26 protein-coding genes are annotated in these 24,653 nt (G+C 49.6%); 1 reads left to right on the top strand and 25 read right to left on the bottom strand.

What is annotated here, in order from left to right; all coding sequences use genetic code 11:
* Window position 1 precedes the first annotated feature (1 nt).
* The 11 genes from rnc to M1D67_RS09100 form a co-directional block, all read right to left on the bottom strand.
* Window positions 2-751, bottom strand: a complete 750-nt coding sequence (rnc, locus tag M1D67_RS09150; RefSeq protein ID WP_023857216.1) for a ribonuclease III — start codon at window positions 749-751, stop codon at window positions 2-4.
* A gap of 144 nt (window positions 752-895) precedes the next feature.
* Window positions 896-1,129 carry an acyl carrier protein gene (gene acpP / locus M1D67_RS09145; RefSeq protein ID WP_003181706.1) on the bottom strand — a complete coding sequence of 78 codons (234 nt, stop codon included), beginning with the start codon at window positions 1,127-1,129 and terminating at the stop codon, window positions 896-898.
* A 76-nt stretch (window positions 1,130-1,205) separates the two neighbouring features.
* Window positions 1,206-1,949, bottom strand: a complete 744-nt coding sequence (fabG, locus tag M1D67_RS09140; protein WP_020451363.1) for a 3-oxoacyl-[acyl-carrier-protein] reductase — start codon at window positions 1,947-1,949, stop codon at window positions 1,206-1,208.
* A complete protein-coding gene (gene fabD / locus M1D67_RS09135) occupies window positions 1,939-2,895 on the bottom strand; it encodes an ACP S-malonyltransferase (protein WP_020451362.1) in 957 nt (318 codons plus the stop codon). Before fabD ends, fabG begins: the two co-directional genes overlap by 11 nt.
* Window positions 2,896-2,912: 17 nt before the next feature.
* Entirely contained in the window at window positions 2,913-3,905 is a 993-nt protein-coding gene (plsX, locus tag M1D67_RS09130; RefSeq protein ID WP_020451361.1) for a phosphate acyltransferase PlsX, read from the bottom strand.
* A 17-nt stretch (window positions 3,906-3,922) separates the two neighbouring features.
* Complete coding sequence (fapR, locus tag M1D67_RS09125) at window positions 3,923-4,489, bottom strand: transcription factor FapR (RefSeq protein WP_020451360.1); 567 nt, start codon at window positions 4,487-4,489, stop codon at window positions 3,923-3,925.
* A 117-nt stretch (window positions 4,490-4,606) separates the two neighbouring features.
* The gene (recG, locus tag M1D67_RS09120; protein ID WP_020451359.1) at window positions 4,607-6,655 is read right to left on the bottom strand and encodes an ATP-dependent DNA helicase RecG; all 2,049 of its coding nucleotides are present in this window, start codon (window positions 6,653-6,655) and stop codon (window positions 4,607-4,609) included.
* The gene (gene sdaAA / locus M1D67_RS09115; RefSeq protein ID WP_020451358.1) at window positions 6,633-7,535 is read right to left on the bottom strand and encodes an L-serine ammonia-lyase, iron-sulfur-dependent, subunit alpha; all 903 of its coding nucleotides are present in this window, start codon (window positions 7,533-7,535) and stop codon (window positions 6,633-6,635) included. Before sdaAA ends, recG begins: the two co-directional genes overlap by 23 nt.
* Window positions 7,536-7,552: 17 nt before the next feature.
* Window positions 7,553-8,215 (bottom strand): L-serine ammonia-lyase, iron-sulfur-dependent subunit beta, encoded by a 663-nt coding sequence (gene sdaAB / locus M1D67_RS09110; protein ID WP_020451357.1) that lies wholly within the window; start codon window positions 8,213-8,215, stop codon window positions 7,553-7,555.
* A 179-nt stretch (window positions 8,216-8,394) separates the two neighbouring features.
* The gene (locus M1D67_RS09105; protein WP_080131363.1) at window positions 8,395-10,068 is read right to left on the bottom strand and encodes a DAK2 domain-containing protein; all 1,674 of its coding nucleotides are present in this window, start codon (window positions 10,066-10,068) and stop codon (window positions 8,395-8,397) included.
* 17 nt (window positions 10,069-10,085) lie between these two features.
* Complete coding sequence (locus M1D67_RS09100; protein ID WP_003181687.1) at window positions 10,086-10,448, bottom strand: Asp23/Gls24 family envelope stress response protein; 363 nt, start codon at window positions 10,446-10,448, stop codon at window positions 10,086-10,088.
* Between the two features lie 286 nt (window positions 10,449-10,734).
* Here M1D67_RS09100 and rpmB point away from each other — a divergent pair, with 286 nt between their 5' ends.
* Entirely contained in the window at window positions 10,735-10,923 is a 189-nt protein-coding gene (gene rpmB, locus M1D67_RS09095) for a 50S ribosomal protein L28 (protein ID WP_003181685.1), read from the top strand.
* A gap of 123 nt (window positions 10,924-11,046) precedes the next feature.
* Here the strand turns inward: rpmB and spoVM are convergent, their stop codons facing one another.
* The 14 genes from spoVM to gmk all read right to left on the bottom strand — a co-directional run bounded on the left by spoVM (window position 11,047) and on the right by gmk (window position 24,648).
* A complete protein-coding gene (spoVM, locus tag M1D67_RS09090) occupies window positions 11,047-11,127 on the bottom strand; it encodes a stage V sporulation protein SpoVM (RefSeq protein ID WP_003221545.1) in 81 nt (26 codons plus the stop codon).
* Between the two features lie 85 nt (window positions 11,128-11,212).
* Entirely contained in the window at window positions 11,213-11,857 is a 645-nt protein-coding gene (locus M1D67_RS09085; protein WP_025811376.1) for a thiamine diphosphokinase, read from the bottom strand.
* A 75-nt stretch (window positions 11,858-11,932) separates the two neighbouring features.
* Window positions 11,933-12,589, bottom strand: a complete 657-nt coding sequence (gene rpe, locus M1D67_RS09080) for a ribulose-phosphate 3-epimerase (RefSeq protein ID WP_039072720.1) — start codon at window positions 12,587-12,589, stop codon at window positions 11,933-11,935.
* A 3-nt stretch (window positions 12,590-12,592) separates the two neighbouring features.
* Entirely contained in the window at window positions 12,593-13,477 is an 885-nt protein-coding gene (rsgA, locus tag M1D67_RS09075; RefSeq protein WP_023857223.1) for a ribosome small subunit-dependent GTPase A, read from the bottom strand.
* 12 nt (window positions 13,478-13,489) lie between these two features.
* On the bottom strand, window positions 13,490-15,463 hold the full coding sequence (gene pknB / locus M1D67_RS09070; RefSeq protein ID WP_096748088.1) for a Stk1 family PASTA domain-containing Ser/Thr kinase: 1,974 nt from the start codon (window positions 15,461-15,463) through the stop codon (window positions 13,490-13,492).
* Window positions 15,457-16,221: a Stp1/IreP family PP2C-type Ser/Thr phosphatase gene (locus tag M1D67_RS09065; RefSeq protein ID WP_026579742.1), complete on the bottom strand. Its 765-nt coding sequence runs from the start codon at window positions 16,219-16,221 to the stop codon at window positions 15,457-15,459. Before M1D67_RS09065 ends, pknB begins: the two co-directional genes overlap by 7 nt.
* Before the next feature lie 7 nt (window positions 16,222-16,228).
* A complete protein-coding gene (gene rlmN / locus M1D67_RS09060) occupies window positions 16,229-17,314 on the bottom strand; it encodes a dual-specificity RNA methyltransferase RlmN (RefSeq protein WP_020451350.1) in 1,086 nt (361 codons plus the stop codon).
* Window positions 17,314-18,660, bottom strand: coding sequence for a 16S rRNA (cytosine(967)-C(5))-methyltransferase RsmB (gene rsmB, locus M1D67_RS09055; RefSeq protein ID WP_020451349.1), 1,347 nt, complete (start codon window positions 18,658-18,660; stop codon window positions 17,314-17,316). The genes rlmN and rsmB overlap by 1 nt, the downstream gene beginning before the upstream one ends.
* Window positions 18,650-19,600, bottom strand: coding sequence for a methionyl-tRNA formyltransferase (fmt, locus tag M1D67_RS09050; protein WP_020451348.1), 951 nt, complete (start codon window positions 19,598-19,600; stop codon window positions 18,650-18,652). Before fmt ends, rsmB begins: the two co-directional genes overlap by 11 nt.
* Window positions 19,601-19,604: 4 nt before the next feature.
* Window positions 19,605-20,087, bottom strand: coding sequence for a peptide deformylase (gene def / locus M1D67_RS09045; RefSeq protein ID WP_020451347.1), 483 nt, complete (start codon window positions 20,085-20,087; stop codon window positions 19,605-19,607).
* Window positions 20,088-20,116: 29 nt separating this feature from the next.
* A complete protein-coding gene (gene priA, locus M1D67_RS09040) occupies window positions 20,117-22,534 on the bottom strand; it encodes a primosomal protein N' (RefSeq protein ID WP_479831784.1) in 2,418 nt (805 codons plus the stop codon).
* Window positions 22,531-23,748 (bottom strand): bifunctional phosphopantothenoylcysteine decarboxylase/phosphopantothenate--cysteine ligase CoaBC, encoded by a 1,218-nt coding sequence (coaBC, locus tag M1D67_RS09035; protein ID WP_101560829.1) that lies wholly within the window; start codon window positions 23,746-23,748, stop codon window positions 22,531-22,533. Before coaBC ends, priA begins: the two co-directional genes overlap by 4 nt.
* An 82-nt stretch (window positions 23,749-23,830) precedes the next feature.
* Window positions 23,831-24,031, bottom strand: coding sequence for a DNA-directed RNA polymerase subunit omega (gene rpoZ, locus M1D67_RS09030; protein ID WP_020451344.1), 201 nt, complete (start codon window positions 24,029-24,031; stop codon window positions 23,831-23,833).
* Window positions 24,032-24,033: 2 nt separating this feature from the next.
* Window positions 24,034-24,648 carry a guanylate kinase gene (gene gmk, locus M1D67_RS09025; RefSeq protein WP_003181659.1) on the bottom strand — a complete coding sequence of 205 codons (615 nt, stop codon included), beginning with the start codon at window positions 24,646-24,648 and terminating at the stop codon, window positions 24,034-24,036.
* Window positions 24,649-24,653: the final 5 nt, after the last annotated feature.

The raw sequence follows: 24,653 nt of genomic DNA, 5'->3' as shown, positions 1-24,653 counted from the left end.
TTTATTGTTTCATATGGTGTTTTTGCAGCCTCGCGAGCGCTTCTTGAGCGGCATGCTGTTCTGCTTCTTTTTTGGAACGGCCGCTTCCCACCCCAAGTACTTCTCCTTTTAGCGATACGTTTGCTTCAAATTCGCGGTTGTGCGCCGGTCCTTTTTCCTGAAGGATTTTATACTCCAGAATACCTCGTCCGTCGCGCTGTACAAATTCCTGCAGCTGGCTTTTAAAATCCATCACATGAGAAAAAGCACCATCGTCGATTTTAGGGAAAACGTACGCTTTCAGAAAGGCCACGACAGCTTCGAGCCCCTGATCCAGATAGAGCGCACCGATAAAAGCTTCAAACACATCGGCTAAAAGCGCCGGACGCTTTCTTCCTCCAGTCATTTCCTCTCCTTTTCCCAATAGAACAAGCTCTCCGAAAGAAAGCTCATGGGCCAGGGAAACCAAAGAAGGCTCACATACGATCGCCGCTCTCAATTTCGTCAAATCACCCTCGCTCATCGCCGGGTATTTGGCGTATAAAAATTGAGAAATCGTCAGTTCCAAAACGGCGTCTCCTAAAAATTCAAGCCTCTCATTATCTTCATATGGCTTCTTTCGATGCTCATTCACATAAGATGAATGTGTAAATGCTTGATATAAAAGCTTCTCGTTTTGAAATTGAACCGAAATCCGTTCCTGAAACTTTTTAAACTGCTCCGCTTTCTTTTGAAACATTTTTTTGTCTCTGAAATGTGAATGTTTTGACATAGCAACCTCCATATGGGCACATCAAGTTCACCTCACCTCCTATGAAAAGGCAGGTTCGTGTATCATTGGGCAGCAAAACATTAAAATTAAAGCCGCATTTATAAAGGGATAAAGCCCCGTCTTTAAACGGGACTTTAAATGAGCTTACTGCTTACTATTTATGTAGTTCACAGCGTCACCGACTGTTGCAATCTTTTCAGCATCTTCGTCAGAAATCTCCATATCAAACTCGTCTTCAAGTTCCATGACAAGCTCAACAACATCAAGGGAATCAGCGCCTAAATCCTCTTTAAAAGAAGCTTCAAGAGTGACGTCGGCTTCATCCACGCCGAGGCGGTCTACGATGATTTTTGTTACACGCTCTAATGCGTCTGCCATAGCTATTCACCTCCCCTCAAGTATTATAGTTGATTCGTTTTTAAAAAACCAGAGATAATTCAATTTTTGATTTCGTTTAAACCATAGCCATTCCGCCGTTGATGTTCAGCGTCTGGCCGGTCATGTAGCTCGCATGGTCAGATGCGAGGAAAACAACGGCGCTGCTGATGTCAGACGGATCGCCGAACCGTGCAAGCGGAATCTGCTTCAGCATTTCGTCTTGAATATCTTTTGTCAGCTTGTCCGTCATTTCCGTCGAAATAAACCCCGGAGCGATTGCATTAACGGTGATATTTCTTGACGCAAGCTCTTTCGCCAGCGTTTTCGTCAAGCCGATCACGCCTGATTTAGCCGCGACATAGTTGGCCTGTCCGGCGTTACCGACGACGCCTACAACCGAGGTGATGTTGATGATCCGGCCGCTTCTTTGTTTCATCATCTGTCTTGTTACGGCTTTTGAACAATTGAACACACCTTTTAAGTTTATGTTAATGACGTCGTCCCATTCATCTTCTTTCATTCTCATGAACAGATTATCTTTTGTAATGCCCGCATTATTGACAAGGATGTCAAGCGTGCCGAAGCGGCCGACCGCTTCCTTCATCATCGCCTGAACCTCATCCACATTTGAAACGTCCGCTTTAAAAGCAAACGCATCGCGGCCGAGCGCTTTGATTTCGTCTACAACTTCGTTCGCTTTCGCTTCATTGCCCGCGTAGTTGACGACGACATTTGCTCCGTTTTTCGCCAGGTCCAGGGCGATCGCGCGGCCGATCCCTCTTGAGGCTCCTGTAACAACGGCTGTTTTATTATCCAGCATTTTCGTTTTCCTCCTTCAACGTTTGAACGGCAAGTTCAATTGTGTTCGGGTCTGACACAGCAATCGTTTTGACTCTGCGGTTCACTTTCTTCACAAGCCCTGACAAAACCTTTCCGGGGCCGATTTCGATGAACGTCGTCACGCCTTCGTCAATCAGGCGGCTGATTGTTTCTTCAAATCGCACAGGAGAATACAGCTGTTCAATCAGTTTATTCTTAATGTCGTCTTTATCTGTTACAAAGTCGGCTGTTACGTTGGAGACGACCGGAATGGCTGCATCGCTGATCTTGCACGCATCAAGAACTTCACGAAGCTTATCAGCTGCCGGCTTCATCAGGTCGGAATGGAACGGCCCGCTGACTTCGAGAGGAATCGCGCGTTTTGCGCCCTTTTCTTTGGCAAGCTCTGAAGCGAGCTCGACGCCTTTAGCTGTTCCCGAGATGACGATCTGCCCGGGGCAGTTCAAATTGGCGAGCTGAACAAGGTTTCCTTCTTCGGAAACTTTGTCCGTCACTTCTTTCAGCGCCTGGCTATCCATGCCGAGAATGGCCGCCATCGCGCCTTCACCTGCGGGCACGGCTTCATTCATGAATTCGCCGCGCTTTCTGACGGCATAAACCGCGTCTTTAAACGACAAGGCGCCGGCAGCTACCAATGCGCTGTACTCGCCGAGGCTGTGCCCTGCCGCATAGTCGGCTTTAATGCCGTATTCCTTCAGTTTTTGAAGCGCTGCGGTACTCGCTGTTAAAAGGCTTGGCTGCGCGTTGTATGTAAGTGTCAGTTCTTTTGCATCCCCTTCAAACATGAGGGTGCTCAGTTTTGTTTCAAGCGTTTGATCCGCTTCTTCAAAAATCTTCTTTGCATTCGGTTCTTTTTCATACAATTCGTGTCCCATGCCGATATGCTGCGAACCTTGGCCCGGGAATAGAAAAGCAATCTTGCCCATATGTTAAAACCTCCAGACTATTCATCTGCTTTTTGTTGAATTTTTTCTTCGATAAATTCAGCGACATTTTGGCTGACCATCTCTCTGGCCTGGCGGATCGCGTGATAAACGGCCCGTCCGTCAGATGATCCGTGCGCTTTGATGACGGGCGCCTTTAAGCCGAACAATCCGGCTCCGCCGTATTCAGAGTAATCCATCTTCGTTTTCATTTCTTTCAGCTTCGGCTTCAGCGCAGAGGCGGCGAGCTTCGCCGTGAAGCTCGAAGTCAGCGTCGTTCTCAGCATTTTAAAAATGGACAGCGCCGCGCCCTCGACCGTTTTCAAGGCAACGTTACCGGTAAAGCCGTCTGTCACGATGACATCAGCGACTCCGTCCAGCATGTCGCGCGCTTCCACATTGCCGATGAAATTCAAATCGGTTTCCTTTAATTTTTGAAAGGTCTGCTTGGCAAGCTCATTTCCTTTTTTGTCTTCGGTTCCGACGTTTAAAAGTCCGATGCGCGGATTTTTGACGCCCAGCACCTGTTCTCCGTAAACAGATCCCATAATGGCGTATTGAACGAGATGTTCGGGCTTGGCGTCCACATTCGCTCCGACATCAAGAAGGAGAAAGCCGTCTCCGGAGACAGTCGGCAATGTCGGCGCCAACGCAGGCCTTTCAATCCCTTCAATCCGGCCGACGATAAAGAGCCCGGCCGTCATAAGCGCTCCGGTGTTTCCGGCGGAAATGCAGGCATCCGCCCTGCCTTCGGCGACTTCTCCGGCCATCAGAACCATCGATGAATTCTTCTTTCTTCTGACGGCTCTGACAGGTTCGTCTGTCGCCTCGATGACTTCTTCCGCGTGCTTGACAGTGATCCGCCCGTGCTCCGTTAAATGGGCGGCAATTTTTTCCCGGTCGCCGATCAGCGTAATCTCGAGGTCTTCAAAATCTTCGACCGCTTTCATCACGCCTTCAATAACCGCTTTGGGAGCATTGTCTCCTCCCATGGCATCTACAGCAATTTTCATGACTTACGCGCCACCTTCTATGATTGTTTTGAACGATACATGACAAATTCGCCTGAAAACACAGGCTCTTCGGCAACATAGCTGTTCACTTCAACAACCGTTCTGCCTTTATCTTTATCAAGCTTTACGACTTTCGCTTTTGCAACGACCCGTTCGCCTTGCTTGACCTGCCTGGTAAAGCGGATGTCCGCTTTGGCCGTCAATGCGAGCTCATCGTCGATGAGGGCAACGGCGAGCGAGTTGGCCTGGGCAAACAAATGGTGTCCCCTGGCGATTTGATTTCGGCTGAAAACGTGCTCCGTTCTGATCTCCAGAATGGAAATCGCGTGCTCATCCAGCTCCAAATCAATGATCTCGCCAATGACCTCGTCGAGCGGGAGAGACTTGACTTCATCTTCAAGAGATTTCTCGGCAACACTTTTGATTCTTTCTCTCAGTTCAGGTATGGAAAGTTCCAAACGGTCCAAGCGAATCGTCTGAATGCTGACGTTAAATTTCTCCGCTAACTCCTCGTCCGTAATAAACGGGGTCGTACGAATCGTCTGCTGCAGCAATTCTTGGCGTTCTCTCTTACTTTTTCTCATGTTTTTAAACACCATCCGCGCAATTATGACTAGGTACTAATAGTAGTATATAATTTCATAGATTGGAATGCAATCTTTCTTTACCCGCCGACAATAAATTTTCACAGGACTTCCAGGTCAGCTCAGCTTTTCTCCTTCCATCACCCCGCTGTTTTGCAAGTGTTCCCGCAGGCTTTCATATTCGGCATCCGTCCAGAACGCCTTTGAAGAGACAAGTTCTGCAGCGTCTCTTCTTGCCGTTTCCAGCGCGCGGTAGTCGTGAACCATGTCAGCGACTTTAAACTCCGGCATCCCGCTCTGTTTTTTGCCGAAGAAGTCCCCGGGTCCTCTGAGTTCAAGGTCCTTTTCAGAAAGCTCAAAGCCGTCGGTCGTCTCAGACATGATGCTCATGCGCTCTTTGCCCGTTTCAGATTTCGGGTCTGCCATCAGGATGCAATACGACTGGTGGTCGCCCCGCCCGACCCGGCCGCGAAGCTGGTGCAGCTGGGAAAGACCGAACCGGTCAGCATCATAGATCAGCATGACCGTCGCATTCGGAACGTTTACGCCGACTTCAACGACGGTTGTGGAAACGAGAATCTGGCATTCGTTTTTGCTGAACTGCCTCATCACCTGTTCTTTCTCGTCATTTGAGAGCTTTCCGTGCATGAGACCGATCTGCCACCTTCCTCTGAAAGCATGGGTCAGCATGCTGTGCACATCGATGGCGTTTTGAACGTCGAGCTTGTCCGATTCTTCGATCAAGGGACAAATCACATATGCCTGTCTGCCTTTTTTCAGTTCTTTTTCGATAAACGCGAGAATTCGTTCGAGCATGTCGTGCTTCACCCAATAAGTCTCGATCCGCTTTCGCCCAGCCGGCATTTCATCGATGACGGACACATCCATTTCCCCGAAAACCGTAATTGCCAGTGTCCTTGGAATCGGCGTAGCCGTCATAAACAAGACATCGGGATCTTTCCCTTTGCTTCTCAGTTTTTTTCTTTGCTCGACACCGAAGCGGTGCTGTTCATCGGTGATCACGAGACCGAGCTGTTTAAAATGGACATCGTCCTGAATAAGGGCGTGCGTCCCCACCAAAATATCAATTTCTCCTTCTTTTAATCTTTCTAAAAGCTCTCTTCTCCTTTTCCCTTTCACAGAGCTTGTTAAAAGCGCAACATTGACATCGTACTGCTCAAAGAGGGATACCAATGAATCGGCGTGCTGTTCCGCCAGTATTTCGGTCGGCACCATCATCGCTCCCTGGAATCCCGAAAGCAGCGAGGCGTATAACGCAATCGCGGCGACGGCCGTTTTGCCTGATCCGACGTCTCCTTGTAAAAGCCGATTCATTTTATACCCTGAAGCCATGTCCCTTAATATGTCGTCGAGCGCTTTCGCCTGCGCGTTTGTCAAAGGAAACGGGAGGCTTTTGACAAACGAATTGACGTCTTCCGTTTTAAAGGTGTGGCTGATTCCGTCGGACGCCTCCCGCTCGAACTTCCGTAAAGCCTGCATTTTCAGCTGAAACAGTAAAAATTCTTCATATACAAAGCGGCGCCGCGCATGTTTTAAAGCTTCCCTCGACTCGGGCTTGTGCATCGCCTTCACCGCCTCCTGGTAAGACAGAAGTTTATAGGCGGTCCTAAGCTTTTCCGGAAGGGGGTCTTCGGCAGACGGCAAATGGCTGCGGACGGCTTCCTGAATCAATTTCCTCATTGTCTTTACGGTGATATTTTCTTTGACGGAGTAAACGGGCTCAATCGACTGGTCACCTTGGTGCGGCCCGTTTTTCAGCTCCTGTACCATCACGGATTGTCTGTGCTTGTCCCATTTTCCGGTTACGGTAACGATCGAACCGATCGCAAGCTTTTTTTTCAAATAAGGCCTGTTAAAACAAACTGCTGTGATCAAATAGTTTCCGACCAATAGCCGGAACGTGAGGCGGCTCCGCTTTTTCCCGTAATAGGCAAGAGAAGGCTCGCTGTGAACCTTCCCTTCTACCGTCACTCGTTCGTCGTGTGCCACTTCTTCCAAATCGCGCAATTCATAATCGTCATATCGGTACGGGAAGTAGTTTAAAAGATCAAGAACCGTATAGATTCCGAGCTCATTTAACGTTTTTTCCGTTTCCGTCCCGACGCCTTTTATAACAGATATACTAAGTTGCAGATTGTGTTCCACGTGCAGCTGACGCTCCTCCGAATATTTTTTTCTCCAATTCTTTGCCCGTCGGTGTTGCAGCAAGACCGCCCCGGCCTGTTTCCCTCAGTGCCGTCGGCATCGTCTGCCCGATTTTATACATCGCATCGATCACTTCATCGCATGGAATGCGGCTTGTAATGCCGGCAAGCGCCATATCAGCCGCGACCATCGCGTTGGCTGCGCCCATTGCGTTCCGCTTCACACACGGCACCTCAACAAGCCCTGCGACAGGATCGCAGACTAGACCGAGTACGTTTTTTAAAGCGATGGCCATCGCTTCGGCGCACTGTTCAGGGGTTCCGCCCGCCATTTCGACGATGGCGGCAGCCGCCATGCCCGAGGCCGAGCCGACTTCAGCCTGACAGCCTCCCGCGGCTCCCGAAATGCTCGCATTGTTGGCAACGACGAATCCGAACGCTCCCGATGTAAATAAAAAGCGGACCATCTGCTCTTTCGTCGGCTGAAGTTTCTCTTTTACCGCAAAAAGCGTCCCCGGGACAACGCCGGCCGAACCGGCCGTCGGCGTTGCGCAAATCGTTCCCATCGCAGCGTTGACTTCATTTGTCGCAACCGCTTTGCTGACAGCGTCAAGGATGACATCCCCTGACAGCCCTTTGCCCGATTTGAGGTAAGCTTGAAGCTTAACGGCGTCTCCCCCCGTCAATCCGGAGTGCGACACGACGCCTTCAACACCTTTTTGCACAGCATCTTCCATCACGGTCAAGTTGGCTTCCATCTGCTCGAATATTTCTTCCCGCGTCCGGCCTGACACCTCGATCTCCTGCGCGATCATGATTTCAGAGATGGACACGTTCTTTTCTTTTGTCAGCTGAATTAATTCTTTTACATTTCGAAACATATCGTCTCACCCTCCTTTTAGTCAGCGATCTGGGTCACCTCAATGATGTTCGGCAGCGCTCTCAATTCTTCAAAAACAGCCGGATCGATCGTTTGATCGACCTCAATCGTCATGAGCGCTTCCTGGCCGACGTCTTTGCGGGCCACTTCCATATGGCCGATGTTGATTGCGAACTTTGCAAGCACATTGGCTACGCCTGCAATCGTTCCATAGCGGTCGTTATGGACGACTAAAATAGCAGGGTGATTTCCCGACAATCTGAGCTCAAAGCCGTTCAGCTCAATGATTTCGATTTTCCCCCCGCCGATTGAGATGCCTGCGAGTTCAAGGGAGCCTTCATCATCAGAGATGAGGATGCGGGCTGTATTGGGATGCGTTGGAACCGCTTCTTCTTCCCGGAACTCGATGGCGATTCCCTTTTCTTCAGCTAGGCGGATCGAATCTTTGATTCTTTCATCAAATGTATCAAAATCCAAAAGGCCGCCGATGATCGCAACATCTGTTCCATGTCCTTTATACGTCTCGGCAAAAGAACCGTACAATGACACAACGATTTGTTTCGGCTCCCTCCCAAACACGCTTCTGGCGACTCTGCCGATTCTGGCCGCGCCGGCCGTATGAGAACTTGACGGACCGATCATGACGGGCCCGATAATATCAAACACACTTCTGTACTTCATCCTTATCCCCCTTTTACACACAGATTCCCCCGCTGTACGGAGGAAAAAAAGCCGTTTTTTTTAGACTAATCGATCATTCCCCAATTGGCAAGCAGACAACGTCCGAGCGGGCTGATGCTTTAAAAAAAGCCAAAAGAAGAGAAGGGCTTTTATCATCATGCCCTTCTGCCTTTGATCGATTATTCAACAGCCAGAATGTAGGAATACAGCGGCTGTTTTCCGTCGTGCACTTCCACTTCAACGTCTTCGTACGTCTCGCTGATAAAGGCTGCGAGTTCTTCGGCCTCTTCTTCCGGCGCGTCTTCCCCTTTGATCACAGTGACGATTTCACTGTCTTCATCGATCATGCCTGCGAGCAGCTTTTTCGCTGCTGCTAACTGGTCAGATGCCGTCTCAACGATTTTACCGTTTAAGATGCCCATAAAATCGCCTTTTTTAATATCGATGCCGTCAATGTTAGTGTCTCTGACCGCATAGGTGATTTGTCCGCTTTTCACCTCGCCGATCGCACCGAGCATAGCGGCTTGATTCTCGTCCGCTCCAAGGGCCGGGTTGAATGCGAGGAGCGCGGCCATTCCTTGAGGAACAGTCTTCGTCGGGATGACAATCACATGTTGTCCGGCAACATCCGCGGCCTGGTTCGCCGCCATGACAATGTTTGAATTATTCGGCAGAATCAAGACCGTGTCCGCGTTGGCGTCTTTTATCGCCTGAACGATGTCTTCCGTGCTCGGATTCATCGTCTGACCGCCTTCGATGACCTTTGTGGCGCCGATGCTTTCGAAAAGTTCGGCGATTCCTTCTCCCATGGCCACAGTGACGACGCCGTACGGCTGCTTTTCAGCCGGCGCTTTTTCTGCCGGGGCAGCTGCCTCCTGTTTGTTCTGATTGAGAATCGCGCTGTGCTGCTCTCTCATGTTTTCGATTTTCATGTTGATTAAGCTGCCGTATTTTTGCGCATAAGTCATGACTTCCCCCGGATATTCGGCGTGGATGTGCACCTTGGCGATATTTTCGTCTGAGACGACGAGCAGTGAATCACCGAAGCCGCTTAAATCCTGGCGGAACGCATCTTCATTAAAGTTTCTTTTACCGCTGTCGAGCTTTACCATAAATTCCGTGCAATAGCCGAATTCGATGTCTTCTGTATTCATGTGGCTTTGAGCGTTTTTATGGTGCTCCGCGCTGACAAGATCATCCAATGACGGAAGAGCGGCCGCTTTTTCAGAAAGCTTTTCTCCCTTTAAAGAAGCGAGAAACCCTTCATACACGTAAAGCAGCCCTTTTCCGCCGCTGTCGACGACACCGACTTCCTTTAAAACCGGAAGCAGCTCAGGCGTCCGCTCCAATGAAGCCTCCGCTTCATTCACGACGGCTTCCATCACCTTGATGATATCGGTTTCAGTTTGAGCGGTGAGCACTGCTTTTTTTGCCGCATCTTTGGCAACCGTCAAGATCGTGCCTTCGACAGGCTTCATGACGGCCTTGTAGGCAGTGTCCACTCCGGCCTGGAACGCGGCGGCAAATTCTTTGGCGTTAATTTCCGATTTCTGTTCAATCGATTTGCCAAAGCCTCTGAACAGCTGGGATAAAATGACGCCCGAGTTTCCCCGCGCTCCCATCAGAAGCCCTCTTGACAGGCTTTGTGCCACTTTGCCGATATTGGCGGCATCGATCTGCTCCACTTCTTTTGCACCGGATGTCATCGACAGATTCATGTTCGTTCCTGTATCTCCGTCCGGAACCGGAAATACATTTAACGCATCAACTACATTTGCGTTTTGAGACAGATGGCGTGCGCCGTACAGAACCATTTCTGCAAAAGCTTTTCCATCCAGATTTCGTATAGACACTCTTGTTTTCCTCCTAACTACGGGTTCGTCACTCGTACTCCTTGAACGTAAATATTTACGGAATCCACTGCAAGACCCACTGTATGGTCGAGCGTATATTTGACTTTTGTTTGAACATTATGTGCCACTTCTGAAATTTTTGTTCCGTAGCTGACAATGATGTACATGTCAATATGAATACGATCTTCTTCTTGGCGGACGATGACGCCTCTTGCAAAGTTTTCTTTTCTGAGGATTTCAGTCAGTCCGTCTTTAATTTGGTTCTTGGATGCCATACCTACGATCCCGTAGCAGTCGATCGCTGCGCCTCCCGCAACCATGGCGACCACTTCGTTTGATATATCAATCTGTCCGTATTTTGTTCGGAATTCAATGGACACGTTGGTTCCTCCTTTTCGAGTCTCGCTTCTGACCTCTGGTTAACATCATTCTACTATAAGGACCTTCTTTTTAAAAGAACAGGCAGGCTTCTCTCCAAACCTAACCCTACTTATACTACAGCGCGTTCATTTTTTCAAGATGTCAAGGGATTTTTCTTGAAAGCAGAGCAATCAATAGTTGCAAACGGTTTTCAGCTGTGGTAAATTATTAAAGTATCTGAAGCATCACAGGTGATCAACTGATAATGAATGATGATGTTTTTTTTGATAGTTAGGAGGGAAACAAATGGCACGTAAATGCGTTATTACAGGCAGAAAATCACGTTCTGGCAACTCTCGTTCTCACGCGATGAACGCTTCTAAACGCACATGGGGCGCTAACGTTCAAAAAGTGCGCATCCTTGTGAACGGCAAGCCTAAAAAAGTATATGTATCTGCTCGAGCTTTGAAATCTGGAAAAGTTGAGCGTGTATAAGAAAAAATAAACGCCTGCCAAGAGCGACTGTACGCTTTAGGCAGGCGTTTTTTTCGTTCTTTTGCTTGCCATCCGGGGAGAGCCCTTTGACCCGCTCCGCAAAAAAAGCGCACCCGGCGCTTCTTAGTCTTTGCGAAACGAGCCAAGCATCGCCCGGACGATTCCCCCTAAAAACTTCGGTAATTTAATGGTGTAAAATTTCATTCCCTTCCCTCCTCAAAGAGTCCGCAACCGCATCCACCTTCAACATCGGATCCCAAACACAAAGCGAGCGGAAGCGCCAGGATATTTAATCAGTGCTTCTTATCATTATTAATATGCCTTCAGAAAACGAAAAAGCACCTTGTGAATGGATGAGTTCGTTACTAATACATAGTGTCGAACCTAGAGCAATATGACACTTATTTAAAGAATACTTAAATCCTTCGAGGGAAAGGTTTTTTACCGTCTCCGTAAACGGCAGGAATGAAATGTACGGTTTTGTTTGATCACGCATGACGGTGTAAGAGCCTTGGGGGTGCATGCTAATCGTATTTTGGCGGTCGATCATGACGGTCTTGACGTTTTGCTTCATCGCGGTGTAAAGGAGATGCAGATTCCCGAGAAAATGGTCTGCTCTGCCTCCCGAAATGCCGAACATTCTAATGCATGAAGGCCGCTGTCCGACCGCCCAGCTCAACGCAAGGTCCAAATCCGTCTGATCTTTTTCCGCCTGATAAATATGGAGGCGGGGAGCCGCCTTTTCAATAGCCTTTTTTTGCTCGTCTGTGATGCTGTCAAAATCCCCGAACGCTTCATCAGGCACGATCCCCGCTGCCAAAAGGGTTACAGCGCCTCTGTCAACCCCGACCCAAAGCGCATCGCCGTCCTGATACTGCAGCAAGTCGGGAATGAGATGATCGGGACCTCCCGCTACAATATTGATCGTTTTCATCGCATTGTCCTTTCTGTAAACGCCGTAAAAAAAGAGCTCAGCTTGAGAAAGCCGGCTCTTTTTCATCGGGAAACCTTACCCAAGCGCACCTTTTATATCGGAAATGGCTTTTTTGCGGTCTTTTTCGTTATAAACGGCAGAGCCCGCAACAAGCAGATTTGCCCCTGCTTCGATACACTGTCTTGCCGTCATTTTGTTGACGCCGCCGTCCACTTCAATCAGCAGGTCGGCGAGCCCTTTTTGCTCGGCCATCTCCTTGACCTGCCTGATTTTCGGCAGGACTGAGGAAATAAACGACTGTCCGCCGAAGCCCGGATTCACTGTCATCAATAGTACGAGATCAAGGTCTTCAAGCACATGCTCGATCTGCTGCACAGGGGTATGCGGATTCAAGACAACACCCGCTTTGACTCCTTGCTCTTTGATGAGCTGGATCGTCCTGTGAAGGTGCGGGCACGCTTCAACATGGACGGACAAAATATCGGCGCCCGCTTTTGCAAAAGCAGGTATATAGCGGTCAGGCGCTTCAATCATTAAATGAACGTCGAGCGGAAGTTCTGTGATCGGGCGGACGGCTTCCACTACAAGCGGCCCGATGGTCAGGTTGGGAACGAAATGGCCATCCATCACATCGATGTGGATGAAATCGGCGCCGCCTTGTTCAACATCCCGAATCTCCTCCCCTAGACGGGCAAAATCGGCTGAAAGAATCGAAGGAGCAACATATACCATATCTTAATACCTCGGCTTTCTGTCTTTGATCTCTGTTAAAAATTCAACATAATGGTCGTAGCGGTACTGGGCGATTTCACCGTTTTCCACGGCGCGTTTGACGGCGCAGTTCGGCTCTTTCATATGCAGGCACCCGCGGAACTTGCATTCGGCGCTTTTTTCGCTGATTTCCAAAAACGCAGACCCTAAATCTTCAGCTTCAATACCGGCAAACTCAAGCGAGCTGAAGCCCGGGGTGTCCGCGACGAGCCCGCCGTTTATATCGATCAGCTCCACATGGCGGGTCGTATGCTTTCCCCTTCCCAAGTGGGCGGAAATCCCGGCGGTTTTCAGTTCAAGCTCGGGGCTGATCGCATTTAAAAGCGAAGATTTGCCCACGCCGGACTGGCCGGCGAATACGGTGATTTTGTCTTGAAAATGGGAGACGATGTCTTCGATGCCGCTTCCGTTTTTCATCGATGTCGTATAGACGCTGTACCCGATGTTCCGGTAGTCTTCGGCATAATGGTGAATCCGCTCTTTGAGCGCGTCATCATCCACGAGGTCCATTTTCGTAATGCATATGATCGGCCTGATGCCACCCGCCTCAACCAACACTAAAAAACGATCCAATAGCGACGTGCTGAATGTCGGCTCTTTTGCCGAAAACACGAGAACCGCCTGATCCACGTTGCTGATCGGAGGTCTGACCAATTCATTGAATCTGTCTTTAATCTCGAGAATGTAGCCTTCTTTATCGTTATCGGCCTGGTAGACGACATCGTCGCCGACGAGAGGGGTGATTTTATTTTTTCTGAAAACCCCTCTTCCCCTGCACTGAATGATCTGATCACCATCCAAAACATAGTAAAATCCGCTTAATGCTTTAATGATTTTGCCCTCAGGCATATCGCACCTCCCTTATTCATCCTCAGGATATTCAATCGTTTTTGACCTGACTACTTTATCGTTGATCGTTACTTGATAATACCCTTTTTGCCCGGGCGCAATCCTGAATTTGATCGTCCGCTCTGCCGGCGCCGTGATTTTAAAATTTTCATAGACGTCGGAAATGCTGTGTTCTTCATCATCGATCGAAATTTGGACGTTTTGTTCTTCGCCCTCCGCTCCCGGTTCATAAGGGATATCAATTTTCTCGGTCACCGTTTTGACGGGTTTTTTCTCAGGTCCGAGCGAAAACGTAACCTCGACTTTGTCTCCCGGCTTGACGGATGCCCCCGCCCCCGGCTTTTGTTTGATGACCTGACCTTCCGGCACATCTTCAGAATGCGCCTCCTTTTCGACAAGGACAAGCTGATGGTCGTCCAAATAGCCCGAAGCCGCCTGTTTGCTGTATGTTTTTAAATCCCTTAAAGTAATGGCTTCCGGACCGAGGCTGACCGTTAATTTGATCTCGTCGTCGGCGGCAACGATTTCGGTGCCGGCTGCGGGGTCCTGTTCGATGATGGTGCCTGCTTCTTCTTCATGGTGCACTTCTTCTGTCTTGATGTTTTTAAAGCCCTTTTGCTCGAGAAGCTTTTTGGCGGCGTCGACTTTCTGGCCGACCACATCTTCCACTTCTGTTTTTTCTTTGCCTGAGCTTTTATAAAGCTTGACAGTTGAGCCTTCCTTTACGATATCGCCGGCTGCAGGGTCCGTTTTCACGATCAGCCCTTCTTCAATTTTATCGTCGGCAATGTCTTCAGCATTCGGATCCACTTCAAACCCTTCGTCTTCAAGCTTGATGACGGCTTCTTCATACTCAAGGCCTGCTACATCGGGAACGGCTACATCTTTTGGAATAAAGAGCGACGGAAACACCGTCAAAGCCAAGACGGCTGACACAACGAGAACGAAAAACACCGTCAGCAATATAAGCGGCCATTTCTTTCTTTTTTTCTTCTTGTTTGCTTTTGACTGCTTCTTCTTTTCTTTCTTTGATAACGGAGCCGCTTCCGCTTCTCCGTCGCCGGACTTGTCACCGCTCTCGTCTTCCGGCAGGTTTTTGATGATCGGAACAGCTTTCGTCATCTCATCATCAGCTGGAATCGTGAATCGCTTTTCGTTGAGCCTGTCCGGGTCGAAAGCCGTTTTTAAATCGGATTCCATCTCTTCGGCCGCTTCATAGCGGTGGAATGGATCTTTTGCCATCGCTTTCAGGACGATGTTTTCTATGCTTTGCGGCACAGCCGGGTTCCACCTTTTCACCGACGGCGTTTCTGATTGCAGATGCTTCAGCGCGATGCTGACCGCCGATTCTCCTTCAAACGGCATACGCGCCGTCAGCAGCTCGAAAAGCACGATGCCGAGCGAGTAGATATCGGATTTTTTCGTAGACAATCCGCCTCTCGCCTGTTCGGGCGACAAATAATGGACAGAGCCCAAAACCGAGTTGGTGTGCGTGATGGTCGTCGAACTGAGCGCCATGGCGATGCCGAAATCGGTCACTTTAATGTGGCCCATATGGTCGATCAAAATGTTGTGGGGCTTAATATCCCGGTGAACAATCTGGTTATCATGAGCGTGTGCGATGGCGGATACGATCTGCTCCATGATTTGGACCGCTTCTTTTGGATGAAGCGGGCCTGTTCGGTTTATGTATTCTTTCAGGGTCATCCCCTCGACATACTCCATCACGATATAATAGATGTCATCTTCTTCTCCGACATCATAAATGCTGACGATATTCGGGTGGTCGAGGCTTGCAGCGGACTGCGCTTCCCTTCTGAACCGCCTGATAAAATCGGCATCGTGAACGAAGTCAAACCGCAGCACTTTTATCGCGACTTCACGGTCGAGGATGATGTCCAGCGCTAAATAAACGTTCGCCATCCCCCCGCCGCCGATGGCGCGCAGGATTTCGTAACGTCCGCTGATCCGTCTGCCGATTAACACTTGTCTTCACCTTCTTCTATTTGAGAAGGAAGTTCCAATAGCGCGACGGTGATATTGTCCTCGCCGCCGTTGTCATTGGCCAGCTGAACGAGCTGTTCCGCTTTCTCCTCCGCAGAAGAAAGAGCTGTAAGCATATCCTTCAGTGACTCATCGTCTACTTTATTCGTCAGCCCGTCAGAGCATAATAGAACTTGATCGCCCGGTTCGATTTCAAAAGTATGGGCTTCAACCTTCACTTCCGGATCAGTGCCAAGCGCTTTTGTCAGCACGTTCTTCCGCGGATGGTGTTCGGCATCTTCCTTCGAAATCCCCCCTGTCCGCACGAGTTCATTGACAAGCGAGTGATCTTCCGTCAGCTGTATGAAATGGCCGCCTTGCAGGAGATAGCAGCGGCTGTCTCCGATATGGGCGACTGTCAGCGTTTTTCCCGTGTATAAAGCGCAGACGACCGTTGTTCCCATTCCCTGGCACTCTTCATGCGCCCTCGCATGGTCGAAAAGTTTTTGGTTGACGGCTGAAATCTGCTCTTTCAGCCAAGCTTCGCATTCAGCCGGCGAAGCCGGGACTTCTTCGGTTTCCTCCCAGATATCCCGAAGGGCTGAGACGGCCATCCTGCTGGCAACGTCGCCGGCCAGATGACCTCCCATTCCATCGCAGACAACAGCTAAAACCAGTCCGTTTTTTTCTGTGAAAATGCCGGCATCGTCTTCATTGTGCTGGCGTATTTTTCCCCTGTCCGTTTTTAAGGCTGTTTTCAACCTTGATTCACCTCGTCTCTTCCTGGCGCTCCTTTGCACGAAGCTGTCCGCAGGCAGCGTCAATATCATGGCCTTGCTCTCTTCTGATCGTGACATTTACTCCATGAGACTTTAATGTTTTTTCAAAGGCGAAAATCTGTTCTTTCGGTGTTCTGACATAGTCTCGTTCAGGTACATAGTTGACCGGAATCAAGTTGACGTGGCATTTGATTCCTTTTAGCAATTCAGCCAGCTCTTCCGCGTGTTCAACCTGATCGTTAACACCGCCGAAAAGCCCGTATTCAAACGTAACCCTTCTGCCGGTTTTCTTAATGTAGTAATCGACCGCTTTCATCAGCTCCGGCAGCTTGTAGGCTCTGTTGATCGGCATCAGCCGGCTTCTGATCTCAGTGTTCGGGGCGTGCAGAGAAATCGCAAAGTTGATCTGCAGCTTCTCGTCTGCAAACTCATAGATTTTCGGAATGATCCCGCTCGTTGATACGGTGATATGGCGCGCCCCGATATTCAGCCCTTTATCATGGTTGACGATTTTCAGGAATGCAAGCATTTCCTGAAAATTATCGAACGGCTCGCCGATTCCCATAATGACGATGGAACTGACGCGTTCATCTGTTTCATCAAGCGCCTGCTGCACTTTGACAACCTGGGCGACGATCTCTCCGGCTTCCAGGTTCCGCTTTAAGCCGCCGAGGGTCGACGCGCAAAACGTACAGCCGATTCGGCAGCCCACCTGTGTCGTTACACAAACAGAATTGCCATATTCGTGCCGCATTAATACGGTTTCGATCGTGTAGCCGTCATGAAGCTCAAATAAAAACTTCATCGTTCCATCTTGTGAAGTCTGCTTGACGGCCGTTTTCAGCGTCGTTAATACGAAATGCTCGTTCAACTTTGTCCGCAGCTCTTTTGAAAGGTTTGTCATCTTTTCAAATGACGTGACTCTCTTTTCGTAAAGCCATTCGAATATTTGCGCGGCGCGGAAAGGTTTTTCGCCGTTTTCCGAAAGCCAGCTTTTCAGTTCTTCTATTTCAAAAGAATAGATGGACGGTCTTTCTGTCCGCAATTCTTTTCTTACTTTTTGTTTCGATTCCATTATTGTGATCCCTTCTTTCTCATGCTGCAAATAAAGAAGCCGTCCGTTCCGAAGTAGTGGGGAAGGATTTGAATGCTTCCATCCTTGACATACGGCGCCGCTTTTTCGGGCAGCCGCTCGGCGAGGGTGGGGTCTGCTTCAAATTCATCGTGTTCTTTCAAAAAAGCATGCATGACTTGTTCATTTTCGGTCGGGTCCATTGTGCATGTGCTGTAGACCAATGTCCCGTCTGTTTTCAATAAAGGTGCGATTTCGTTTAAAATCGCCAGCTGAATCCCAGCGAGACGCGCGCTGTCTTCGGGCGTTTTGCTGTATTTGAGATCCGGTTTTCTGCGGATGACACCGAAGCCCGAACACGGAGCGTCGACGAGAATCCGGTCAAACTGCTCCGGTTCGAAGGCTTCGCCGGCTTTTCTGGCATCCAGCGCCCTTGCTTCAATGTTGGAAAGCCCGATCCGGCCTGCCGCTTCTTTGATCAGCTTTACTTTATGCTGATGAAGGTCAAGGGAAATGATCTTTCCCGTATCTTCGAGCAGTTCGCCGATATGAGTGGATTTTCCTCCCGGCGCTGCGCAGGCGTCCAGCACCGTTTCTCCCCGCTCAGGACCGAGGGCTCGCGCTACCAGCATTGAGCTTTCATCTTGTATGGTGACTTCGCCTTCTTTGAAAAAAGGAGTGGACGCAATCGTTCCTTTTTGCAGTTTGACAGCGTCTTCGGACAAGTCGCCTTCTTCCGCCTCAATCCCCGCTTCATTCAGGCGGGAAAGAAGCGTATCCCGGTCGTGTTTCAGCCTGTTGACGCGGATCGTCTGCTTCGGCGGGATCATGTGAATCCGGCAGATTTGTTCTGCCGCTTCGAACCCGTAGGCATCGGTCCATTCCCTGACAAGCCATTCCGGATGGCTTGTCTCAACCGCAAGGCGTTCAACCGGGTCGGCAATATCAGCAAAAGAAGGCACGCCTTCTCTCTGAACAGAGCGCAGAACGCCGTTAACAAATGAAGAAATTCCTTTATGCCCGCGTTTTTTAGCGATTTCAACAGCTTCAAAAAGGGCGGCCCGGTCAGGGATTTTCTCCAGGTATTCCATCTGGTACAGCGACATTCTCAACAGATGGATGACCCAGTCTTTCACTTTTTCCGGTTTTTTAATAAACGGCTTCAGCATATAATCGAGCGCCAGCTTGTTTTGAAGGGTGCCGTAAACGAGTTCTGTCAAAAGGCCTCTGTCTTTGTCGCTTAAATCGTTCGCTTTCATGACAGACTGAAGCAAAAGATTGCTGTATGCCTGATTCTGGTCAAGCTTAATCAGTGCATCAAGCGCGACTTCCCTCACATTATTTTTCATCGCTATGACCCAATTTCATTCCGGCTTGAAGACCCGCTCCCCTGACAAAATCTTCGGCCTTCATTCTTTTTTTGCCCGCAGGCTGCACTTCCGTTAATTTTAACGCGGTGCCATTTCCGGTAGCGACGACAATGCCGTCTTTTTCAACGGAGACGATTTCTCCCGGCTCTGCCTGTTTTAAGGCTTCGCATTTTTTCGCAGCCCATACTTTCAGCGTCTGGCCGCTTAAAACCGTGTATGCGACAGGCCAAGGATTCAAGCCCCTGACTTGGTTGTACAGGACTTCGCCGGGCTTTGACCAGTCGATCAGTTCCTGTTCGCGTTTAATGTTCGGCGCATATGTCGCTTCCCGTTCATCCTGTTTTTCAGGGGTTGCCGAACCGTCAATGACCTTCGGAACCGTTTCGGAAAGAAGCTCAGCCCCGGCCTTGCTCAGCTTGTCGTGGAGCGTGCCGACATTATCGGTTTCTTCGATGTCAACTTCGACTTTGGCAAGCATATCGCCTGCATCCAATTTTTCGACCATGTACATGATCGTCACGCCCGTTTTCTCTTTGCCTTCCAGAATGGCGTAATGGATCGGAGCTCCTCCGCGCAGCTCGGGCAGAAGAGAGGCATGGACATTGATACAGCCGTATTTCGGATAATCGAGGAGCTTTTTCGGCAGGATCTGCCCGAATGCCGCGGTTACAATTAGATCGGGTTCAAGCGCCAAAATCCTGTCCGTCTCCGCATCTTCCCTCACTTTTTCAGGCTGGAGCACGGGAATGCCGCGGCGCAGCGCTTCCTCCTTGACAGGCGGAGGGGTCATCACTTTTTTTCTGCCTTTCGGGCGGTCAGGCTGGGTGACGACACCCACCACCTCATAGCCGTCATCAATCAATGTGCTGAGCACCGGGACGGAAAAATCCGGCGTTCCCATAAAAACGATCCTTGTCATCCAATCATCCTTCCATTTCCTCAAGTTCTTCCGCATCATAATAGCGCGTAACTTTTGATGTGAATAAAATACCGTCCAAATGGTCGATTTCATGCAGCAGCGCCCGCGCCAAAAAGCCTTCAGCTTCAATCGTGAACGGTTTTCCGCGGCGGTCGAACGCCTTGACCTTTACATAATCCGAACGCTTCACTTCACCGTATAGATCGGGAAAGCTCAAACAGCCTTCAGGGCCCGTCTGTTCGCCGCTCTCTTCGATGACCTCCGGGTTGACCAGTTCAATTCTGCCCGTGTCATCGCCGATATCGACGACTGCCGCTCTTTTTAAAACGCCGATTTGCGGGGCGGCAAGCCCGACTCCGTCCAGCTCAAGCATCGTATCATACATATTGTCGAGCAGTTTCTTTAATGATTTATCAAAAGACGCAACGGGTTCGGCAGGGGTTTCAAGAACCTCCGCCGGATACGTTACGATCGGTTTTACTGCCAATCTAGAAGCCCTCCATCACACTGTTATTTTTACATCATCATATATGGATTCATGTCGATCGAAATCATCAATTGCTTTTGTTCAATATCTCGTTTGTAATGATCCATAATGTTTTTAAGCAACGATGTAAGCTGGTTTTCCTGTTTGTATTTTATCACGCATTGATAGCGATATCTATCTTTGATCCTGGCGATCGGCGATGCGACTGGGCCGAGAATCTTCGCCTCGCTTGAAATGTTCTTTTTTAAATAGTTGGCGATTTTTTCAGTCACGAGCGCCGCCTTCGTCACTTCTTCGTGCGATACGCTGACGAGCGCCAAATAATAATAGGGAGGATAGGCCTGTTCCCTTCTGTGCAGCATCTCCTGCCGGAAGAACGTTTCATAATCGTGCGTTTTCGTGAGCTGAATGCTGTAATGGGACGGGGTGTACGTCTGAATGATCACCTTGCCCGGCTTTTCGTGGCGCCCCGCTCTTCCGCTCACCTGTGTCATCAGCTGGAACGTTTTTTCAGCGGCTCTGAAATCGGGGATGTGCAGCATCGTATCCGCGCTCAAAACACCGACGAGCGTGACGTTTTCAAAATCGAGCCCTTTGGCGATCATCTGTGTTCCGAGCAGAATATCGGCTTCACCTTTGCCAAAGGATGTGAGCAGCTTTTCATGCGCTCCTTTTCTCGAGGTTGTATCGACGTCCATGCGGATCACCCTTGCAGCCGGCAGTACCTTCGTCAATTCTTCTTCGACCCGCTGTGTGCCTGTGCCAAAGTAGCGGATATGCTCGCTTCCGCATTCGGGGCAGCTTGACGGCATGCCGGTTTCATAGCCGCAGTAATGGCACTTCAGACGCTGTCCATACCTGTGGTACGTCAACGAGATTTCGCAATGAGGGCACTGGATGACATATCCGCAGTCCCTGCACATGACAAATGAGGAATATCCCCTTTTGTTTAAAAACAGAACGGCCTGCTCTCCTTTTTCAAGGGTTTCCTCAAGTCCGGCCATTAAGTCTTTGGAAAACATCGAGCGGTTTCCGCTGCGCAGTTCCTCCCTCATATCGACGAGAGACACGTCAGGCATGACTTGGTGATTGACGCGGTGCTTGAGGGAAAGAAGCTTGTACACGCCTTTTTTCGCCCTTGCGAACGATTCGAGCGTCGGCGTCGCACTGCCGAGGACGACAGGACAGCGGTGGTATTCGGCCCTTTGAATCGCCGCTTCTTTCGCATGGTATCTCGGCATCTCTTCCTGCTTGTACGATGTTTCGTGCTCTTCATCGATAATAATCATGCCGAGATTTTCAAACGGCGCGAAAATCGCCGAGCGCGCCCCGACGACAAGCCGGACTTCTTTGCGGTGGATTTTCCGCCATTCATCATATTTTTCTCCTGTTGAAAGCCCGCTGTGCAGGACGGCTACCTGTGAGCCAAAGCGGCCTTTAAAGCGGTTGACCATCTGCGGCGTCAGCGAAATTTCCGGAACGAGAACGATCGCTTCTTTGCCGGCTTCCAGCACCTTTTCGATCGATTGCAGATAGACTTCCGTTTTTCCGCTTCCAGTCACTCCGTGAAGAAGAAACACATCGTGCCGCTTGTCTTCGATCGCCTCTGCTATCGCCTCATAGGCCTGCGCCTGCTCTTCAGTCAGCGGAAGCGGTTCGGTTTTTTTGAACATTCTGTCCTGATAAGGATCCCTGTAAACCTCCTCTTCGCTTTCCTTTAACAGCCCCTTGTCGATCAGCGCTTTTACGGACGCGGAAGAGCCTCCCGTTTTGCCGATCAGCTCTTTTGCCGGAACAGCACCGGATTCTTTGCGGTCGATGAAAAACTGAAGGACCGCTTTTTGTTTGACAGCTTGCGGGGAGAGGCTGTCAAGCGCTTCTTTTAAATGTTCTTTCGCAGAAAGGGGAGCGATCATTCTCCGCGTTTTTTTGTTTGTTTTCTGCTTTACTTTATAGGCCACTTCAAGGTTGCCCTCTTGAACCTGGCGCTGAATCAGCTTTAATGTCCCATGGTCATCTATATCGGAATAAGAAAGTGTTTCTTTTTGCAAGAACAGGGTTTTAAGCGGTTCGGGAAGCGGCTTATCACCGATCACCTTGATTTCTTTGCCGTATTTTGCTTTCATAGCCGCGGGGAGCATCGCCTGAAGAGCCGTAATTTTAAAAGAAAGTGTTTTTTCTGTCAGCCAATCTGACAGCTCAAGCAGCTCCTCCGTCAAAACGGGCGTCAGATCAAGGATATCCTGGATATCCTTAACCGAACGGCCGGCGAGCTCAGACGATTCTTTCACGCCGGTGACAAATCCCTGGATTTTGCGGGCGCCGAACGGAACAATCACGCGCATCCCTTTTTTAATCATCCCTTTGAATTTGTCGGGAATGCGGTAGTCAAACGGTCTGTCGATATTTTTGGTTGTAACATCGACGATCACTTCAGCGAAATTCATGAGGACGTTCCGCTCCGGCCGGCAAGCTCAGCGGCTTCCTTCAAGACTTCGGCGGCAACCTCCCGTTTTGACATCAGAGGGTGCGCCGTCTTTTTACCGTCTCGGTGAAACACCGTCACGATGTTGGTTTCCGTTCCAAAACCGGCCCCTTCGGCCGTGATATTGTTGGCGACAATCAGATCGAGATTTTTTTTCTCCAGCTTTTGTTTGGCATAGTCTTCGACGTGCTGCGTTTCAGCTGCAAAGCCGACCAAGACTTGCTTTGTTTTCCGTTCTCCCAGCGCTTTTAAAATATCCTTCGTCCGCTCAAGCTCAATGACGAGACCGCCGTCCTTTTTCTTCATTTTTTGATCGTGAATATGCTTTGGCCTGTAATCAGCGACAGCTGCCGTTTTGATGACGATGTCGCTCTCATCGAAAACAGATAAAGCCGCTTGATACATATCTTCTGCAGACTGAACATGAATAACGTCAACTCCTGCGGGATCATCAAGCGATGTCGGGCCGGCAATCAGCGTTACGCGCGCTCCCATTTTCGCCGCTTCCTCAGCGAAAGCATAGCCCATTTTCCCTGTCGAACGGTTGGAGAAAAAGCGGACGGGATCGATTTGTTCTCTTGTCGGGCCCGCTGTAATTAAGACACGCTTTCCTTCAAGCAAACCGCTGTTTTCGTTTGAAAAATACGACTCGACCAACTGGACGATCCGTTCGGGCTCTTCAAGTCTGCCTTTGCCGATATAGCCGCACGCAAGGTAGCCTTCACTCGGCTCGATAAACCGGCAGCCGTCTTTGTAAAGAACGCTGATGTTCCGCTGAACGGCCGGGTGGTCGTACATATGGACGTTCATGGCCGGAGCGATCCAAACCGGCGCAGTCGTCGCTAAAAGCGTCGTCGTCAGCATGTCATCGGCAATGCCTGAAGCGAGTTTTCCGATCACATTGGCCGTTGCCGGAGCAACGATCACAAGATCAGCCCAATCCGCGGCATCGATATGGGCGATGACACGGGGATTCGGTTCTTCAAACGTGTTGGTATATACTTCATTGCGCGAAAGCGCTTGAAAGGTGAGCGGAGACACAAATTCACAGGCGGATTTTGTCATGATGACTTTCACATTGGCTCCTGCCTGTACGAGCTTGCTCGTCAAGGCGGCCGCTTTGTATACTGCGATTCCTCCGCTTACTCCCAGCAGGATGTTGCGATTTTTCAGCATCGTTTTTTCTCCCCCTTATGTTCTGTTCGCCGGCCCTGAAAAAAATAACAACCTAGTGTATAGGTTGCTATTTTTAAGGCTATTAGCGATTTTCCTTTTCGAATGTAAGCAGTCCGGCATCAATTTCTTCCAGCGCTTTGCCTACAAATTTATGCGACTTCGGATTTTCGATCTGCGCGTCTTTGTTGATCTGCATTTCGCGCGCGCGTCGGGCCGATACGGTAACGAGCGTGTATTTTGAATCCAGTTTATTCATTAAAGAGTCAATTGACGGATCTAGCATAATTATTCAACCTCCAGCATTTTCTTATATCTTGGAGCAACGCGGTCGCGCCGTAAATGTTCGGCGAGAACGATTGCTTTGATTCTTTCGCACGCAAGCTCAATGCTGTCATTTTCGACAACATAATCGTAGGCGTCCATCAGTTCGATTTCTTCCTTCGCCGCTTTCATCCGGTTTTCGATCAGGGCTTCTGTTTCTGTCCCTCTTGTGACAATCCGGTTTTTCAATTCGGCGAGACTCGGAGGCGCCAAAAAGATAAACAGGCCTTCAGGAAATGCCTTTCTGACTTGCAGCGCACCTTGGACTTCAATTTCGAGAAAAACGTCCCTGCCGCTTTCAAGGGTCTGTTCGACGTAGTCAACGGGTGTTCCGTAATAGTTGCCGACATATTCGGCCCATTCGAGCAGCTTGTTGTTCTCGATCATCTCTTCGAACTCTTCGCGCGTCTTAAAAAAGTAGTCGACACCGTCTCTTTCGCCTTGCCGCGGTTTTCTTGTCGTCACCGAAATCGAATATTCAAATTTTGTGTCCTCCTGAGCAAACAGCGCCTGCCTGACTGTTCCTTTTCCGACGCCGGAAGGGCCGGAGAGAACGATTAATAAACCTCTTTCTTTCATAAAGC

The organism is Bacillus sp. PK6-025 (genome assembly GCF_056530265.1).
This window is presented reverse-complemented; position numbering and strand designations above follow the sequence as displayed.